Below are 16844 nucleotides of genomic sequence, written 5' to 3'. Positions count from 1 at the left end.
CTGGAGGTTCGGGTGCGGCCCGGCGCCAGCTCCGGCAGCTCCACCACACTCAGCCCGCGCCAAGCGGTGACGGCGACGCCGTATGCGCTCTACGCCACGATCGCACCGTGGAGCGGGTTGGCTGGCGTGCCGGCCGGCTTTGCCGATGGAGTGGATAACGACACCACACACAGCCGGGGCGGGACTGGCATTGACGGGGAACTAGTTCAGCCTTTCCGCGAGCTACCAACTGCCGCAGAGTTGTGCGGCCAACCAAGTCGCTAAATGGAACGGCAGCGCATGGATGTGCGCGAGCGACAACGACACGACGGCTTTTTGGGCGCTGGCTGGCAACAGCGGCACCACAGTGGGAACCAACTTTATCGGCACGACCGATAACGTGGCGCTGGAGATCAAGGTGAATAGCGCGCGCACCTTGCGGATCGAGCCGAACGCGACCAGTCCCAACTTGATCGGCGGATCGAGCGCGAACACGGTGACGAGCGGCATAGCGGGCGCGACCATCGGCGGCGGCGGACGCACAACGAACGATTGCAGTACGGGCAGCGCCCCCTGTGCCAACCGGGTGACTGACGACTATGGCACGGTGGGGGGAGGGATCGGCAACCGAGCAGGCAATGATGCCGGATCAGCAAGTGATCGCCCGTATGCCACCGCCGGCGGGGGAACCTACAACACTGCCAGCGGCACCTACGCCACCGCCGGCGGGGGAACCTACAACACTGCCAGCGGCGCCTACGCCACCGCCGGCGGGGGACGGGGCAATACCGCTCAGGGTGCGTACAGCTTTGTAGCCGGACGTCGGGGCCAAGCGAATGCGGCCGGCATGTTTGTGTGGGCCGACAGTTACAATGAACCCTTTATCGGTTCGGTTGCGAATTCGTTCATTGTCCGCGCGTCGGGCGGCATTTATTTCGGCAAAGCTACTCCGAGCACCGGCGCGCTCTCCGAGAGATTTATCTACACGTGGATCGGCGCGCATCTGACGAATGGCGGGGTGTGGACTAATGCGAGCGACCGCGCCGCGAAGGAGAACTTTGCCAACGTGAACGCACGCGCGATTCTCTCCCGGGTCGCCAACCTCCCCATCCACACGTGGAACTATATCGCCGAGCAGGCGACGATTCGCCATATCGGGCCGACGGCGCAGGATTTCTACGCAGCGTTTGGCGTCGGCGCGGACGATACCCACATTGCGACGGTTGACGCCGACGGCGTGGCGTTGGCAGCAATTCAAGGGTTGCATCAGGTGGCGCAAGAGTAAGCGGCGCAGATTGCCGAACTGGAAGCGCGCCTCGCGGCGCTGGAACAGCACGCAGGAACGCGCGTCGCTGCGCCGGCGACTAGCCCGGTCGCTGATGGGGTGTGGTTTGCGGCAGGAGTGCTCTGTGGCACGAGTGCGTTCTGGCTGGGCCGGCGACGCGCGCAAGGAGGCCGGTGATGCAGAACGAGATGGCTACGCGGCGCACACACTGGCTAGTCGTCATACACTACGCTATGTGGTGGCGAGCGCGCTCGCGGCGGAGCTGGCCCTCATGCTGGTCGTCGCTATCGCCCCGCACGCAGCGGCCCAATCCGGCGGCGGGGACAACCTGATGTGGAGCGCCATTGATGGCGGCGGCGCGACGTTCAGCACGGGAGGCGCTGACGCGCTGGGTAGTACGATTGGGCAAGCGGACGCGGGTTCGCTGAGCGGCGGCGCGTACACGCTGCACGGCGGGTTCTGGAGCGGAGCCAGCGGGATGGCAAGCTGTTCATACCGCTGGTGCGGCGGTAGCGGCGCGCCTGCACTATATCAGCGATCGATAGAAGCAACCGTTAACCACCGAGGGCGCAGAGGCATAGTTGCCGCACATAGCCTCTGCGCCCTCAGCGGCAAGCATTGCTGATTGCTAAAAACCCCAGCTTCCTCATCGCCTTAATCACGGATAACGCACATAATCAACCAACGCCGACACTTCGGAGTCAGGGGGCGGGCCGCGCCGGCTCACCAGCCACGTGACCAGAAAGTTGACCGGCATGCCAAAGATACCGGCTGCCGAGCTGGAAATCCCCAAAATGGCCCACTCTGGCGCGAGGTAGGTCAGCGCCATGTAGCTAGCCGTCACCAGAAAACCGCTCAGCATCCCGGCCACTGCGCCGCGGCTATTCGCCCGCCGCCAGAAAATACCCAAGACCAACACCGGAAAGATCGTCGCGGCGGCAAACGAGAAAGCCCAAGCCACTAACTGCACGATGATTGCCAACCGTTGCAGCGCCGTCAAGGCGGCCAGAATCGCCACCACCAGAATCGCCAGCCGCCCTAAGAGCAATCGTTCGCGGGAACCGGCCCGCGGGTTGAGGGTGCGATGGTAAATATCGTGGGCCACTGCCGATGCAATCACCATCAGCAGTCCATCGGCAGTGCTTAAGGCCGCCGCCATGCCGCCTGCCGCGACCAGCGCCACCACGGTGGCCGGCAACTCGGCAATTTCCGGTGTCGCCAAGACCACCAAATCTTGGTCGATCTGCAACTCCTGATACTGCAACACGCCATCGCCATTCCCCCCCATATCGGGATCATCGGCGATCGTCAGCAAGCCAGTACTCGCCCACCGGTTCGTCCAATCGGGCAATTCGGCCACCGGTTGGCCAACCACCGAACCGAGAATCTCCCAGCGCGAAAACGCTGCATACGCCGGCGCCGTCAAATAGAGTACGCAGATCCACAACAACGCCCATGCCACACTGCTCCGGCTATCGCGCACTGTTGGCACTGTGTAGAAGCGTACCAGAATGTGCGGCATGCCGGCGGTACCCAGCATCAGACAGAGGCTCAGGGCGAGATAATTCCAGATCGACCAATCGTTAAACGGCGCGACATAGCTCGACAAGCCCTGCGCCTGTTCCAGTTGGGCAATATTGCTCAGCGCCTCGCCGTACATCACCTGCGGCAGCGCCACCCCGGTCAGCTTATAGGCCAGCCACGTCACCGGCACCAAATACGCAAAGACGAGGATAATCCCCTGCACGCCTTGCGTCCACGTAATCGCCTTCATGCCGCCGAGGTACGAGCAGAGCAACACCGCCGCCAAGCCGACAATCACGCCGACCATATAGTTCAGACCGAGAAACCGGCTCATAATGATGCCGATCCCGGTCACTTGGGCAGTGACATAGGTAAAGCAGATGATAATGCTGGATACGGCGGCGATCACGCGCGCGCCGGCGCCGGGATAGCGCGCACCGATAAAATCGACCAGCGTGTATTGGCCGAATTTGCGCAGGTAAGGCGCGAGCAGCAGCACCAACAAGACGTACCCGCCCGTCCAGCCGGTGATGTAGGCGAGACCCTCGAAGCCAAGCAAATAGAGTGCGCCAGCCATACTGATAAACGAAGCGGCGCTCATCCAATCCGAGCCAGTAGCTAAGCCATTGAGGATTCCCGGCACTTTACGGTCGGCGACATAATAGGCATCGAGCGTATCGGCGCGCGAGCGAATGCCGATCACGGCGTAGAGACCGATCGCCAGCGCGAGAAAACTCCAGTCGATCAGGTTCGCCGGCAAGCCAAACCACGTCTCAAGGATAATGAACAGGCCCATCAAGCCGAACAAGCCAGTCGCGAACAAGAGATACCGCACTGAATAGCGCCGGCGGGTAAGACGTTCCTCCGGAGAATCAGCCGGATCGATGCCAAAGCGCCGGTCGAGCAGCCGCATCCGCCAGTTATAGGCAAAGGTGAGGGCAACAAAACAGATCAGCGTTCCCTGCGCACCCATATAGTAACCGAGCGGAAATCCGGTTAAGACGCTGATCTGGTTCAGTGGCACGGCTAACACAACCGGCAATACCACGCTCAATAGCCAGATCAATAGCAGCGGACCGACCAAGCGCAGATTTTCCTGCCAGTATTGCGGCAACCATGCCGGCGCCAGCGGCCATTGCAGCGGCGGTGGGACCACTGTCGCCGTGCGCGTGACCGGCGTGCGGAGGTTGTACGGTTCCACCGAACCTTGCACCTGCCGCATTGGCGGGAACAAGCGGTCGATAATGAACAGCGACACTGCCAATGCGCCGCCAACCACGAGAAAAAGCTGAAAGAGGCCAATCCAGAAACTTGCGCTCATGCTACATCAGCCGTTGTCACCGATTCCACCCGCACGACCGCCATCTGCGGAGCAAGCGGCAGGGTAAAGATAAACCGCGACCCCTTACCGATCCCATCGCTCTCGGCCCAAATCTCGCCCCCTTGGGTATAAATCAGGTGGCGCGCAATCGCCAACCCAATCCCGCTGCCGCCGCTGTTGCGCGCGCGCGATTTATCAACCCGGTAAAAACGCTCAAAGAGGTGCGGCAAATGTTCGGCATCAATACCGATTCCGGTATCGATAATAGCCACGCGCACCTCATGATCATCAGCGCGCACCTGCACCGTGACTGTTCCACCCGACGGCGTATAGCGATAGGCGTTAGCCAGAATATTGATCACCACCTGCGCCACCCGATCGGGATCGGCCCAGACTTGCGGCAAGTGTTCAGGCGCATCGAGGCATAAATTGACCTGATTACTGCTAAACAGCGGCTCAAACTGCGCGATTTGCGCCTCTAGCACCGGACGCAGATCGATAGCGCGGGCCACCACCGGCAACTGCCCGGCTTCCACCCGCGACAACAGTTCAAGGTCTTCGATCAAGCGTTGCAAGCGGCGGGTTTCGCGCAAAATCAGGTTGAACGTCGCCGGATTCGCCGAAACCACCCCATCAACCAAGCCTTCCATATACCCGCCGATGGTTGCCAACGGCGTGCGCAACTCGTGGGTGACATCGGCCAGCAAGGCTAAACGCCGGCGCTCGGTCTGATCGAGCGTATCGGCCAACTGGTTCACGCTTTGGGCTAATTGGGCAATTTCATCATCGGCTTGAATGCTCGTGCGCTCGCGATAAAATCCCTGCGCCAAGCGCCGGCTGACATGTGAGAGGGTTTGAATCGGCTCAACGATCCGGCGCGAGACGAAGAGGCTCACCACGACCGAAGCGGCTAGCGCGGCAAACCCGCTGATCAGCAACGCCTGCTGGATCACCGACTGTACCTGCTCTTTCAACTCAAGCGCCGCGTTGGCGGCGCTGGCGCCCAATTGCCCAGTTTCCGCCGCCGCCGAGCCAAGAGTCAGTGGCGCAAAACCGGTCAAACCGAGGCTCGCCAGCACGCTCGATGCCGCCAACAACACCACATACGCCATCAAGACAATAATCAGATGGGAGATAAACAGCTTCCAGCGGAGTTGATGCAACCACTTCTTCATCGCGCGCCGCCGACAAACTTATACCCCACGCCGCGCACCGTCTGCACCAACGGCGTTCCGTGCTGATCATCATCCAGTTTCCGGCGCAACGTGCCGATATGCACATCAACCACGCGGTCAATCCCGGCGAAATCAGGCCCCCACACCCGTTGCAGCAACTCTTCGCGGGTAAATACCCGCCCCGGATAACTGGCCAGCGCGTAGAGCAGATCGAACTCGCGCGGCGTCAGATCAACCCGCACCCCGTTGCGCTCAACCTCACGCCGCTCGGGATCGATCAACAACCCTTCAAATTGCAGCACCGGACGCTGGATCGTCTCAGCCGAACGCAACGCTCGATTGCGGCGCAAGATCGCCTTCACCCGCGCCACCAGCTCACGCGGGCTAAAGGGCTTGGTCAGATAATCATCGGCCCCCACCGACAAGCCGATCAACTTATCGATCTCATCAGCGCGGGCCGTTAACATTAACACATACACCGAAGTGTCGCGGTGCAACTGCCGGCACACTTCGATCCCGTCAAGACCGGGCAGCATTACATCCAGCACCACCAGATCGGGTTTCACGTTACGCGCAAGAGCCAACGCGCTGGGCCCATCGCAGGCCCGATGCACGACAAAGCCCTCATTGGTCAAATAACTGGTCACCAGATCGACAATCGGTTGCTCGTCATCAACCACCAGAATCGTAGCTGCTTCCATTGCAGCGCTCCCTGCTTCCTTCAATGGCGGCAGTATTGTCGTAGAGATGCAGGCAACAGTTCTTATGCCAGATGAGCCGTTTCCCGGACGGGAAGCGGGCAAGCCCCATGACAACAATAGCGTTACCAAACGCTAGCAAACGAGAGACAATCCAAATATGGGGAAGAAATACTGTTTTTGGCTGACTGCGCTACCCTACACCGGCAAAGCATGATGCGCAGCACCGCATCTGGCGTTCAAGCCGAGCCGGCAATCACGATGAGCACATTCCTATTCGTGCTGTGAAGTATACCATAACTTGCCCGATGCCATTATGAGCCTGCCGGTTCTTCCATTGCCAGCAGCCGCTCCCATTGGGCCACCGTCACCGGCACGACTGACAGCCGGCCTTGCCGCACCAGCGCAAAATCGGCAAAGAAGGGATCGGCCTTAATTGCCGCTAGAGTCACCGGGCGCGCCAGCAACCTGACCGGCACAACATCAACCACCATCAGACGCGGATCGTTCTGTTTCGGGTCAGGGTAGGGATCACTGACCACTTGCGCCAAGCCAACCGCTTGCCGCTCGTCTCCGGTATGGTAAATCAACGCCTCATCACCACTGCGCATATCGCGCATGTGCTTGAGGGCCACATTGTTTTCTACGCCATCCCATACCGCACGGCCTTCCCGCACCAAATCGGCGAAACTGTAGACAGTTGGTTCGGTCTTGAGTAACCAATAATTCGGCATAGGGGCATCCTCGATGATTGCAATGAGCGAACATATCGCATGATACCATTTTTTATGGTACCATCAATAATTGCGCAATGACAGCGTACACCTGCCAGCACAGGAACTGGCGGCATGCTATAATGCCCGGCGCAAAAGGGGGTTGCGTGAACGACGATTTTGAACAACTTGACGACTACGCCATCCTCGGCATCCGGCCCGGCGCAGCGCCAGCCGACATTAAACAGGCGTACCTCAAACAGATCAGCCTCTACCATCCTGACCGGTATGCCGGCGCTTCACCGGCTGAGCAAGAATATGCTGCCCGCCGCGCGCGCCGGATCAATCAGGCGTATCAGAACCTGCGCCGGCGGCGACCGTCAATCGCGCCAGTCACACCGGCACAGCGTGATTACCAAGCCGAGTTATACGCGCAAGCGCAAGCCCATCTCGCCGCCGGCAGACGGTTACAGGCGTTAGCTACGTTGCGTGAACTGCAACGCATCAATCCGTGGTACCGCGATTGCGCGGCCTTGATTACCGAGCTGGAAGCTGAGTATCAAGTGCCAGCCGCTACGGGTGAGCCAGCCATTTCGCGCCGCACCCTGTTAACGGCAGCAGTTGGCGGCCTGACATTGACCCTCCTCGGCTGGTACGGCTGGCGACAACTTCAGGGGGCAATGACGGTGCAAGAGCTAGAGAATGCACCCATCCCTACCGCTGCGCCATCACCTACCGCCGCACCATCACCTACCGCCGCACCATCACCTACCGCTGCGCCATCACCTACCGCTGCGCCATCACCTACCGCTGCGCCATCACCTACCGCCGCACCATCACCTACCGCTGCGCCATCACCTACCGCCGCACCATCACCTACTGCTGCGCCATCACCCACGACGATCGCTGCCGGCGGGCCGATCGTCTATCAAGCTAACTTCGGCCCCAACAGCGACTGGCCGATTACGAGCGGCAACGGCTGGAGCGTCAGCGCAGGCAATGGCGCCTATCGCATTCAAGCCAACGCCGGCCTCGGCGACATTTGGGCCTTCCGCACCTCGCCGATCGGGGCCGATATGGTGATTGAAGTGGACGTAAGCGTCATCGGGGATTGGGGCGGATTGATACTGCGTTTCAACGACCCACAGCGTTACCTCAGCTTTATCATCAATCCGGCTAGCGGCCAATTCCGTTGCGATGAACGCAACGGCGACCAACGCACCCTCCTCGCCGAAGAAGCGTTCACCTTCACCGAACGCCCCCGCCTCAGCGCGCGGCTCGAAGGCCAGAGCATCGAATTGCGGATCAACGATCAAGTAGTGAGCATTGTCACCAGCGCCACCCCGCCGCCCGACGCGCGATACGGCCTGCTGGCCCGTGCCGAACGCAACGCCACCACCGCGACGTTCAGCAATCTCGTGATTCGCGCTTTGCGTTAGCAGGGAGTAGGGAAGACAGTGATGCAGAGTTCCCTGCTCCCTACTCCCCACTCCCTACCTCTCCGGCGGCAACCACATCGCCAACACGCCGTCACTGCGCCGGCTGGCGATCCCGCGGCCAATATCCAGCACATACACCCCATCACGCGCGCTATAGACCAAGGCCCGGCCATCGCTCGACCAGAGATCGAACGACAGCGCGTAGGCATCAAAGAAATTAATTTGGGCCAAAAACTCCTGTGAAGGCGCGAAGGTCGTCAACGCACGCGGCGCGCCGCCAGTGCGGTTGACCAACTGCCAGCGCAACTGCACTGCACCATTTGATGTCCGCCCGGCTGGGGTCAGATACGCCAGTTGCTCACCGTTCGGCGACCAGAAAAACGCAACGACATTATCATCCTGCGCCGACAAGGTATAGACCTTGCCATCGAGCGCAACCAGCTTCAGCGGGCCAAACCCATTGGGGCCGATCGTGGTGTACGCAATCTCATCACTGCGCGGCGAACGGCCAAAGATAATCGCCGCCTGCGGCTCACGGGCCAACGCCTGCGGCTGGGTCTCACCCACCTTCACCCGCGTCAACACACTCTCAACCTTTTCCACTGCCGGCGGGCCATCAATCGGGGGTTGCGCCACATAAAAGAAACTCTGGCCATCAACACTCCATGCCGGCGTCTGGAAAAAGCCGGGATCGCTAACTTCATACAACGGCTGCGAACGACCGGGTTGCACCGTCACCAAGCGGCCATCTTCAAAGGTTGAACCGCCAATATGCACCAGCAAAGCCGTGCTATCAGGCTGCCACGCCAAATAGAGCGACGTCGGCGAGACACTGACCAACTCAGCGGGACGCGAACCATCCGCCACCACGACATGCATCCCCAACCCACCGCCGCCGCGGTTCGACAAAAACGAGAGATAGCGACCATCGGGAGACCACACCATATAGAGCGGCGGATTCGTCGCCGAGCGATACAGTTCCACCCGCGCGCCATTGCGCAGATCAATCACCCGCAACACACTAGTATTACCACTCTGGCTAATATAGGCAATCCGGCTGCCATCAGGCGCCAACGCCGGGTAACGGAACAACTCCGGACTGCGATCGTCCGCCAGCACCTGCGCCGTGCCATGGCGATCGACCAGCGCCAACCGGCGCTCTGGCCCCACCACCAGCAGCTTCTGATCAACGGGCCGGTTTGTGATCAGCAAAACGGTCAACACACCGGCGCTCAGGCTGCCGATCAGAATCACCACGCTCAATAGGCCAATCAGCGTCAGCAGAATCCGGCGCGCCGCCATACTTCGCTCCTTTCCGGGGGACAGTACGGTGTACTAAGTAGTATACCAAGATTTGGGGCGGGGTGGAGAGAATAAAATTGTTATCAAAATCCGTTCAATATGTGACCGTACATGTCACACACTCATTTTATACTGAAACCATCCAACCTGTTGCGTTAGGTGCAACAACGACCTGCTATGCTGTACATAGCCTACCCAACGAGCGCACCTAGGAGCGAGCAATGAAACGAGCCGCGAACAAAGCCGAGCGCCTGTTGCAGCTCGAACAACTGCTCCTTGCCCATCCTGAAGGATTGACGCAAGCTGAGATTGCCTAGTGATTAGGGGTCGATCGTTCAACCATTAAGCGCAATCTGGCCGATGCGCCAAAGCATATTTATGAAGAACCGGATGGCCGGCTCAAGATTGATCGCAATGCCGATCTCATCAATCTCCGCCTGAACCTGCACGAAGCGATGGCCGTGCATCTCGCAGCACGGCTGCTAGCCACACGGATGGATCGGCAAAACCGGCATGCGGCTGCCGCGCTGCGCAAACTCGGCCATGCGATTGGGCATTGGGCGCAGCGCATTAGCCAGCATGTGCTACAGGCCGCCGACATCATGGACGATTCGGCCCAACGGGATGATCCGGTCTATCTGAGCGTGCTAGAGACCCTCACTGAAGCTTGGGCTTCAGAGCACAAAGAAAAGTCTGGCATCAGAGCGATAGCGGCGAGAAGGGATCGGAATACCTGCTCAGTCCATACTTCATCGAACCGTACGCGATTGGTCAAACCACGCACGTCATTGGCTTAGCCCAGCTTCAGCACAAACGCGGATGGCTGCCAGCGCGCATGTTAACGCTCAAGATCGAACGCATCCGGCGCGCCGAACTCACCCGCGAGAGCTATCAGATACCGGCCAGCTTCGATCCACGTGAGTATCTATCCAGCGCGTGGGGCATCTGGACGAGCGACCACGAACCGGTCGACGGCGTCCTGCGCTTCAATGCGCGCGTTGCCCGCCGGGTGCAAGAAACGCGCTGGCACCGTTCCGAGCAGGTTGAAGCGCAACCTGATGGCACACTGATCTGGCGCGCGCAGATTGCCGAACCAAAAGAGATGTTACCGTGGATTCGCGGCTGGGGCGCCGATGTCGAAGGTCGCCCTCCCTCGCGGAAGGCGTGGGTTCCAATCAGAAGAGATGGCCTGTAGAGCCGTCTCTCCTACCCATGCTCTCGCAAACCCTCACCACTCGCGCCACTCTTCCGCAATGTCAAACCGGTACGGCCATTCGCGCGGATGCGATACCAGACCGGCATGCACCGGGTTGTGCTGGGTGTAGGTCAGCACGCGCTCGGCTTCTCCCGCCCGGTAGATTGGGTATTCGTAGTGATCGAGGTGCCAAAAGGAGCCACTGCGATTGATCACTTCATTCGCGTGCCGGCCGGTCTGGCCTTTGAAACGCTTGATCAGCCGGGCTAGCGAGTATTGGTACATCGGTACCGCATTGCTGCGCTCAATGATGAGATGAACGTGGTTGGGCATGATGCAGTAGCCGAACATCCGGTAGTAGCGGCCATTGAATTCAGCTAACGCATCGCTGACTATCTGCGCAATCGCTGGTTCAATCAGCCATTGCGGGCCGCCGGCAATGTCCTGATCTAACAGCGCATCGAGCCGCTCGAAGTGATGCTGGACGAGCTGGTAGAGGTGATAGAGTTGCTCGGCGCCAGTGTACTGCGCGGTGATTGCAGCCTGCGTCCGGTTTTGTTCTTGTTTCAGTTGGAGCAGCGTTTCCTCCGGGATGGTATCGATCAGCGGGAAGGTGATGAAGGTGATGGTGGCCGGAGGAAATTGGGACGGCGCGACGTAGTGTTTGAGTAGTTGTTGCATGATAATAGCGACATGTTCCGGGCGAATCGGTATTGGTAAATTTTAACTAATGTTGGCGATTTGATCAAATCTGGAGCGCACGAACGGCGCGCTTGCGGTTTAAATTCGTGACCGGAAACGTGTTACTATGTAGTGAGTCGAGCTGTAGAGTGCGCTATTTCGGTGTGACTCGCTATCATTCGTAAATTATTATGTCAAATCCATTAGTGGGTGTGCGGGTGACAACCGCTGCACTGCGAGAAGTGCCGCGCATGGAGGCGGCTGCCGAGGTTGCGCGCCGGCGCGCGCGCGCCTTAGGCCGCCCGGTGTTGGTGAGTGTGACGACCCAAGTTGGGTTGCGTGATCCGTTGGCCCTCTTTGCCCGTGGCGCCGGTGTAACCCATAATCGGTTGTTTTGGAGCGTGCCCGCTGCCGGTTTTGAGTTGACCGGTCTCGGCGCTGCATGGAGTTTTACCCCGCCGCCTGAGATTGATCGGTTCGCCGCTAGCGCCGCAGCGTGGCGGCAGTTGGTGGCTGAGGCGGTGATTAATGTTGACCCTGATGTGCCGGTGCAGGGGCCGGTGGCGATCGCTGGGTTTCGCTTCGATCCCGCTCAGCCGGCTAGCGAGTTGTGGCGTGATTATCCCCATGCCCTGCTGGTGCTGCCGCGGTTGCTGATCGTTCGCCAAGGTGAGGTGACGACCCTCACCGTGAACGGTATGGTTGATGAGCGTAGTTCGACGCTCTCACTTGGCGCCGCCGCCGCTCGCCGTTTGCAGGCCTTGATCGGGTTGCCGTGGCGTCCCCGCCGTCCGCCGCTCGATTTGCAGGTGGATGTGTCGCTTGATCCTGCCGAATGGAAGGCGATTGTCGCCGATGCGATCGCTGATCTCCGCGCCGGTGCACTTGAGAAGGTGGTGCTGGCACGTGCTGTCCGCCTACGGGGGGCCGAGCCATTCGATACTGCGGCCACGCTTGATGTGTTGCGCCGCGATTATCCGCATACCTTTGTGTTTGCCGTCGCGCGCGGCGGTCGTACCTTTCTCGGCGCGTCTCCCGAACGTTTGGTCGCTCTCCGTGATGGCCGGGTGTCCGCTTCAGCTTTGGCCGGTTCTGCTCCCCGCGGTAAGACGCCGGCTGAAGATGCGGCGCTGGCCGCTGCTCTGTTGCAGAGTGCGAAGGATCGCGCTGAGCATGCGTTTGTGGTGCAGATGATCCGCTCGGCGCTGGCTGAGTATTGTGACGATGTGCAAGCGTCTGACTCGCCTGAGATTATGCAGGTGCGGAATGTCCAGCATCTCTTTACGCCAGTGACGGCATGTATCAGGCCCGGCTACGATATTTTCGATCTAGTTGGCCGGCTGCATCCTACTCCCGCCGTCGGCGGCAAACCCGGCCCGGCGGCGCTAGCGTGGATCCGCTCTCGCGAGCGGCTCGATCGCGGTTGGTACGCTGCGCCGGTCGGTTGGGTCGATGCCCGCGGCGATGGTGAGTTTGCGGTGGCGCTGCGTTCGGCGTTGATTGGCCGCCGCGAGGCGACCTTGTTTGCCGGCTGCGGGATTGTGGCCGCTTCTGATCCGGAACGGGAGTTGGCCGAAACTCGCATTAAGTTGCGCGCTATGCTAGGGGCGCTGGGGGCAGGCGAAGAGATGATTGGCTAGTGCGAGAGTCTGTTCCCGCTCATATGGTTCCTTTGCCCCGCCGGTACGGCGCGAGGGGCGAACAACATCTTTGGCTGTGCGATGCCGCAACGTTCCTACGCTCCACGCTCCCGCACCAGTGGGTTCAAGGGCGGGCAGAACAGATGAGCATAGATACGGTTGATGGCGTTAGGATGCGCTGGTTTGCCCCCACCCCTCCCCAGCGGGGGAGGGGTGAGGGGGAGTGCAGCACGGGACTTTACAGTATTGCACAGCGATCCACGGTTGCAATCGATCACATGGTCTGGCCGCCCTCAACGTTAGTGGGAGAGGGGCTGGGGTGAGGGCCGACAAGGGATGAATGATGAGCGATGTTTCAAGCCATCTTTATGCGCTGACCCATTGGGTGGCAGCGATTGCCAATGGTCTGGCGGCGAGCGGGGTGCATGACGTGGTGGTCTGTCCCGGTTCGCGCAGTACGCCGTTGGCGCTGGCAGTTGCGCGCCATCCGCATCTGCGGGTGTGGATGCATCTCGATGAGCGTTCCGCCGGTTTTTTTGCGCTGGGTATGGCCCGCTCGCGCAGTGCGCCGGTAGCAGTGCTCTGCACGTCGGGCACGGCGGTGGCGAATCTGTTGCCGGCAGTTGTTGAGGCTAATCTTGCCCGCGTACCGTTGCTGTTGCTCACCGCCGACCGTCCGCCTGAGCTGCGCGATAATGGCGCGCCGCAAACAATTGACCAGATTGGAATTTTTGGCCGGAATGTGCGTTGGTTTGTTGATCTGCCGGTGCCGCATACGCCGCTCGTACCATTTTTGCGCGCCACGCTTGGCAGAGCAATTGGGGCAGCGCGCAGCGCTCCCGCTGGGCCGGTTCATCTTAATCTGCCCTTCCGCGAGCCGTTGGTGCCCGACCGCGCGCTGCTGGCGTCGCTGCTGGCCGCGCCGGTTACGCCGGTGCAGGTGGCGCCGGCGCGCCGGATGCTCGGCGGTACCGAGCTGGCTGCGCTGGCGACCAGTCTGGTTGAGTGCCGGCATGGGTTGATTATCGCCGGCCCCGATTGCCCGCCTGATCTTGGCCCGCTGTTGGTGACGCTGGCCCATTGCTTGCGCTTCCCGATTTTGGCCGATCCGCTCTCTGGCGTGCGCTATGGCCGCCATGTCGATGATGTGGTGCTCGGCGCGTACGACGCCTTTTTGCGCGATGAGCGGTTTGCCGCTGCGTATGCGCCGGAAGTGGTGCTGCGGTTTGGCGCGATGCCGACCAGCAAGCCGGTGTTGCTCTATCTGCAGCGCCATCCGCAGGCCCGCCAACTGGTGATCGATGGTGGGGCCGGTTGGCGCGAACCGACTAGTCTCGCCGCCGAGCATCTGCCGGTCGATGAGCATTGGTTTTGTATGGCGCTGGCCGATGCGCTGGCTTCATCCCAACGCGAGGGCCCGACGCTGTGGTTGCGGGCATGGCTAACTGCCGAGCGGGTGACCCGCGCGACAATGGCAGAGCATTTACTGGCCCAGCCGGCGATCAGCGAGCCGGGGTTGTTTGCTCGCCTCGGCGAATGGCTGCCTGCCGGTACGACGCTGTTCGTCGGCAATTCGATGCCGGTGCGCGATTGCGATAGTTTTCTCGGCCCGCGCGCGCTGCCGCTGGCGGTGCTCGGCAATCGCGGCGCGAATGGGATTGATGGCTTGGTATCGACCGCGCTCGGTTTGGCTGCCGGCGGCGCGACGCCGTTGGTGATGGCGCTCGGCGATCTCTCGCTGTTGCACGATGCCAATGGCTTGCTGGCGGCGCGGTTGCATCAGCTCAACGCTACTATTCTCTTGATCAATAATGATGGCGGCGGGATCTTCTCGTTTTTGCCTCAGGCCAGCGAGACCGACCAGTTTGAGTTGTTGTTTGGCACCCCGCACGGGATCGATTTTGCGCCGTTGGCTGCTCTGCACGGCGCCCGTTATACGCTGGCCGCCGATTGGCCGGCGGCCCAAGCCGCTCTGCAAGCGAGTTTGGCCGGTGGTCTGCATCTGATTGAGATTCGCACCCGCCGCGACCAGAATGTGGCCGATCATCGCGCGATCTGGCCTTTGATCAGCGCCGCGCTTGAGCGGGCCGGGTTGGTGGAAAGGAGACCGGAGTGACACCTACCTTTGTGACCAATGCCGATATTATTGCCCAAGAGGCGCAGTATACCAGCGGCCTGTACCCCAAACGCCCGCTGGCGATTGTGCGCGGCAAAGGCGCGCATCTGTACGATGCCGAAGGCCGGATGTACATCGATTGCGTGGGCGGTCAGGGTGCGGCCAACCTCGGCCATAGCCACCCGGCGATTGTGGCCGCGATCCGCGAGCAGGCTGAACGACTGATCAGTTGCCCTGAAATCTTCCCCAATGATGTGCGCGCCGCGTATCTGGCCGAGTTAGCGGCGGCCTTGCCCTTCCCGTCTCGCATCTTTCTCTGCAATAGCGGGGCTGAAGCGGTTGAAGCGGCGCTCAAGTTTGCCCGCTTGCTCACCGGGCGGCCCGGCATTATCGCGACCATGCGCGGGTTTCATGGCCGCACGATGGGGGCGCTGAGCGCGACATGGGAGAGCAAGTATCGCGAGCCATTTGTGCCGCTAGTGCCGGAATTTAGCCACGTACCTTACGGTAATCTCGATGCGCTCCGCGCTGCGGTTGGCCCGCAGACGGCGGCGGTGCTGGTTGAACCGGTGCAGGGCGAGGGTGGCGTGCGGCCCGCTCCGGACGGTTATCTCGAAGGCGTGGCTGAGATTTGCGCGGCTAATGGCGCACTGTTGTTGGTGGATGAAGTGCAGACGGGGTTTGGCCGCACTGGCAAGCTGTTTGCGATTGAACACAGCGGGGTGACGCCCGATATCCTGATTTTGGCCAAGAGTATCGCTGCCGGGGCGCCGATGGGAGCTGTCGCTATCCACGAACGGTTTGGCCCTTTGCCGCCGGGAACCCACGGTTCGACCTTTGGCGGCAACCCGCTGGTATGCGCCGCCGCTCGCGCCGCCCTGCGCGTTTACCGCGAAGAGCAGATTCCTGAGCAGGCGGCGGCCAAGGGGGCGTGGTTGCTACAAGCGCTGCGCGATCTCAATTTGCCCGCCGTGCGCGAGGTGCGCGGCTTGGGGTTGCTAGTCGGCCTCGAACTCAAGAGCCGTTCGCAACCGGTGATTGCCGCGTTGCTTGATCACGGCGTGCTGGCTTTGCCCGCCGGCCCCAACGTGTTGCGCTTGCTGCCGCCGTTGATCATCGAACAGGCTGATCTGGAACGGGTAGTGGCGGCGATTGCGGCAGTGTTGCGCTCGCCTCTGCCCGCCGCTCCAACGCAAACAACACAATCGCCACATCAGCCGGATTGATGCCCGCTAACCGCCCGGCCTGCCCCAACGTCGCCGGGCGGAACCGCATCAATACCTGCCGCGCTTCGTTACGCAGTCCCGGCAGTGCGGTGTAATCGAAATCGGGCGGGATGCGCCGGTGCTCCATCTTCTGCATGCGCGCTACTTCCCGCTCTTGGCGGGCAATGTAGCCGCTATACTTGCAGGCAATCTCAAGTTGCTCTGCCACCGCCGGCGCGAGTTCCGGCAGATCAGGGATGGCGGCGCGGAGCTGGTCGTAGCGCACGTCAGGCCGGGCTAGCACTTCGGCCACTGTGGCCGGCTGGCTCAGCGGTTTGATGCCTTGTTCTTCCAACGCCGCGTTGATCGCCGCCGCCGGGAAGAGCCGCCGCTCACGCGCTTGCCGCACCGCCTGCTCGGTCTGCGCGCGCCGCGCTTCCACCACTGCTGCCCGCGCGCCATCCACTAACCCCAGCTCATACGCGAGCGGCGTTAAGCGCAGATCGGCGTTGTCGCCACGCAAGAACAGCCGGTATTCGGCCCGCGAGGTAAACATGCGGTACGGCTCCCC

At 61.1% G+C, this 16844-nt stretch carries 14 protein-coding genes and 2 pseudogenes; 8 read left to right on the top strand and 8 right to left on the bottom strand.

What is annotated here, in order from left to right:
* The 3 genes and pseudogenes from U9R81_RS16695 to U9R81_RS16685 form a co-directional block, all read left to right on the top strand.
* A pseudogene (locus U9R81_RS16695) lies at nucleotides 1–264 on the top strand (hypothetical protein); the annotation flags it as partial.
* A 19-nt stretch (nucleotides 265–283) separates the two neighbouring features.
* Nucleotides 284–1264 (top strand): tail fiber domain-containing protein, encoded by a 981-nt coding sequence (locus U9R81_RS16690; protein ID WP_322496557.1) that lies wholly within the window; start codon nucleotides 284–286, stop codon nucleotides 1262–1264.
* 124 nt (nucleotides 1265–1388) lie between these two features.
* Nucleotides 1389–1889: a hypothetical protein gene (locus U9R81_RS16685; RefSeq protein WP_322496556.1), complete on the top strand. Its 501-nt coding sequence runs from the start codon at nucleotides 1389–1391 to the stop codon at nucleotides 1887–1889.
* Between the two features lie 33 nt (nucleotides 1890–1922).
* Here U9R81_RS16685 and U9R81_RS16680 read toward each other — a convergent pair whose 3' ends face one another.
* The 4 genes from U9R81_RS16680 to U9R81_RS16665 form a co-directional block, all read right to left on the bottom strand.
* Nucleotides 1923–4109 (bottom strand): VC_2705 family sodium/solute symporter, encoded by a 2187-nt coding sequence (locus U9R81_RS16680; RefSeq protein ID WP_322496555.1) that lies wholly within the window; start codon nucleotides 4107–4109, stop codon nucleotides 1923–1925.
* Complete coding sequence (locus U9R81_RS16675; RefSeq protein WP_322496554.1) at nucleotides 4106–5284, bottom strand: sensor histidine kinase; 1179 nt, start codon at nucleotides 5282–5284, stop codon at nucleotides 4106–4108. Before U9R81_RS16675 ends, U9R81_RS16680 begins: the two co-directional genes overlap by 4 nt.
* On the bottom strand, nucleotides 5281–5985 hold the full coding sequence (locus U9R81_RS16670) for a response regulator transcription factor (RefSeq protein WP_322496553.1): 705 nt from the start codon (nucleotides 5983–5985) through the stop codon (nucleotides 5281–5283). The genes U9R81_RS16675 and U9R81_RS16670 overlap by 4 nt, the downstream gene beginning before the upstream one ends.
* Nucleotides 5986–6296: 311 nt before the next feature.
* Complete coding sequence (locus U9R81_RS16665; protein WP_322496552.1) at nucleotides 6297–6716, bottom strand: EVE domain-containing protein; 420 nt, start codon at nucleotides 6714–6716, stop codon at nucleotides 6297–6299.
* 146 nt (nucleotides 6717–6862) lie between these two features.
* Here U9R81_RS16665 and U9R81_RS16660 point away from each other — a divergent pair, with 146 nt between their 5' ends.
* Nucleotides 6863–8134 carry a DnaJ domain-containing protein gene (locus U9R81_RS16660; protein ID WP_322496551.1) on the top strand — a complete coding sequence of 424 codons (1272 nt, stop codon included), beginning with the start codon at nucleotides 6863–6865 and terminating at the stop codon, nucleotides 8132–8134.
* A 54-nt stretch (nucleotides 8135–8188) separates the two neighbouring features.
* Here the strand turns inward: U9R81_RS16660 and U9R81_RS16655 are convergent, their stop codons facing one another.
* Both U9R81_RS16655 and U9R81_RS16650 read right to left on the bottom strand, forming a co-directional pair.
* The gene (locus U9R81_RS16655; protein ID WP_322496550.1) at nucleotides 8189–9436 is read right to left on the bottom strand and encodes a hypothetical protein; all 1248 of its coding nucleotides are present in this window, start codon (nucleotides 9434–9436) and stop codon (nucleotides 8189–8191) included.
* A gap of 335 nt (nucleotides 9437–9771) precedes the next feature.
* On the bottom strand, nucleotides 9772–9903 hold the full coding sequence (locus tag U9R81_RS16650; protein WP_322496549.1) for a hypothetical protein: 132 nt from the start codon (nucleotides 9901–9903) through the stop codon (nucleotides 9772–9774).
* Nucleotides 9904–10103: 200 nt separating this feature from the next.
* Between U9R81_RS16650 and U9R81_RS16645 the strand changes: the two genes are divergently transcribed.
* Nucleotides 10104–10631, top strand: a complete 528-nt coding sequence (locus U9R81_RS16645) for a WYL domain-containing protein (RefSeq protein WP_322496548.1) — start codon at nucleotides 10104–10106, stop codon at nucleotides 10629–10631.
* Nucleotides 10632–10664: 33 nt separating this feature from the next.
* Here U9R81_RS16645 and U9R81_RS16640 read toward each other — a convergent pair whose 3' ends face one another.
* Nucleotides 10665–11312: a transposase gene (locus U9R81_RS16640; RefSeq protein WP_322496547.1), complete on the bottom strand. Its 648-nt coding sequence runs from the start codon at nucleotides 11310–11312 to the stop codon at nucleotides 10665–10667.
* Nucleotides 11313–11503: 191 nt separating this feature from the next.
* Between U9R81_RS16640 and U9R81_RS16635 the strand changes: the two genes are divergently transcribed.
* The 3 genes from U9R81_RS16635 to U9R81_RS16625 all read left to right on the top strand — a co-directional run bounded on the left by U9R81_RS16635 (nucleotide 11504) and on the right by U9R81_RS16625 (nucleotide 16294).
* Entirely contained in the window at nucleotides 11504–12952 is a 1449-nt protein-coding gene (locus U9R81_RS16635; RefSeq protein WP_322496546.1) for an isochorismate synthase, read from the top strand.
* 343 nt (nucleotides 12953–13295) lie between these two features.
* Nucleotides 13296–15068: a 2-succinyl-5-enolpyruvyl-6-hydroxy-3-cyclohexene-1-carboxylic-acid synthase gene (gene menD / locus U9R81_RS16630; RefSeq protein WP_322496545.1), complete on the top strand. Its 1773-nt coding sequence runs from the start codon at nucleotides 13296–13298 to the stop codon at nucleotides 15066–15068.
* The gene (locus U9R81_RS16625; RefSeq protein ID WP_322496544.1) at nucleotides 15065–16294 is read left to right on the top strand and encodes an aspartate aminotransferase family protein; all 1230 of its coding nucleotides are present in this window, start codon (nucleotides 15065–15067) and stop codon (nucleotides 16292–16294) included. The genes menD and U9R81_RS16625 overlap by 4 nt, the downstream gene beginning before the upstream one ends.
* Here U9R81_RS16625 and U9R81_RS16620 read toward each other — a convergent pair.
* Nucleotides 16182–16844, bottom strand: a pseudogene (locus tag U9R81_RS16620) (tRNA uridine-5-carboxymethylaminomethyl(34) synthesis enzyme MnmG); the annotation flags it as partial. The gene U9R81_RS16625 and the pseudogene U9R81_RS16620 sit on opposite strands and share 113 nt — an antisense overlap.

Origin of the sequence: Chloroflexus sp. (assembly GCF_034435895.1) — a bacterium.
Classification (GTDB): Bacteria; Chloroflexota; Chloroflexia; order Chloroflexales; family Chloroflexaceae; genus Chloroflexus.
This window is presented reverse-complemented; position numbering and strand designations above follow the sequence as displayed.

Excerpts from the sequence above, each read along its gene's own strand:
- U9R81_RS16690 (WP_322496557.1), top strand. The coding sequence starts at position 284 with ATGTGCGCGAGCGACAACGACACGACGGCTTTTTGGGCGCTGGCTGGC.
- U9R81_RS16680 (WP_322496555.1), bottom strand. The coding sequence starts at position 4,109 with ATGAGCGCAAGTTTCTGGATTGGCCTCTTTCAGCTTTTTCTCGTGGTT.
- U9R81_RS16675 (WP_322496554.1), bottom strand. The coding sequence starts at position 5,284 with ATGAAGAAGTGGTTGCATCAACTCCGCTGGAAGCTGTTTATCTCCCAT.
- U9R81_RS16670 (WP_322496553.1), bottom strand. The coding sequence starts at position 5,985 with ATGGAAGCAGCTACGATTCTGGTGGTTGATGACGAGCAACCGATTGTC.
- U9R81_RS16665 (WP_322496552.1), bottom strand. The coding sequence starts at position 6,716 with ATGCCGAATTATTGGTTACTCAAGACCGAACCAACTGTCTACAGTTTC.
- U9R81_RS16655 (WP_322496550.1), bottom strand. The coding sequence starts at position 9,436 with ATGGCGGCGCGCCGGATTCTGCTGACGCTGATTGGCCTATTGAGCGTG.
- U9R81_RS16650 (WP_322496549.1), bottom strand. The coding sequence starts at position 9,903 with ATGCACGGCCATCGCTTCGTGCAGGTTCAGGCGGAGATTGATGAGATC.
- U9R81_RS16640 (WP_322496547.1), bottom strand. The coding sequence starts at position 11,312 with ATGCAACAACTACTCAAACACTACGTCGCGCCGTCCCAATTTCCTCCG.
- U9R81_RS16635 (WP_322496546.1), top strand. The coding sequence starts at position 11,504 with ATGTCAAATCCATTAGTGGGTGTGCGGGTGACAACCGCTGCACTGCGA.
- menD (WP_322496545.1), top strand. The coding sequence starts at position 13,296 with ATGAGCGATGTTTCAAGCCATCTTTATGCGCTGACCCATTGGGTGGCA.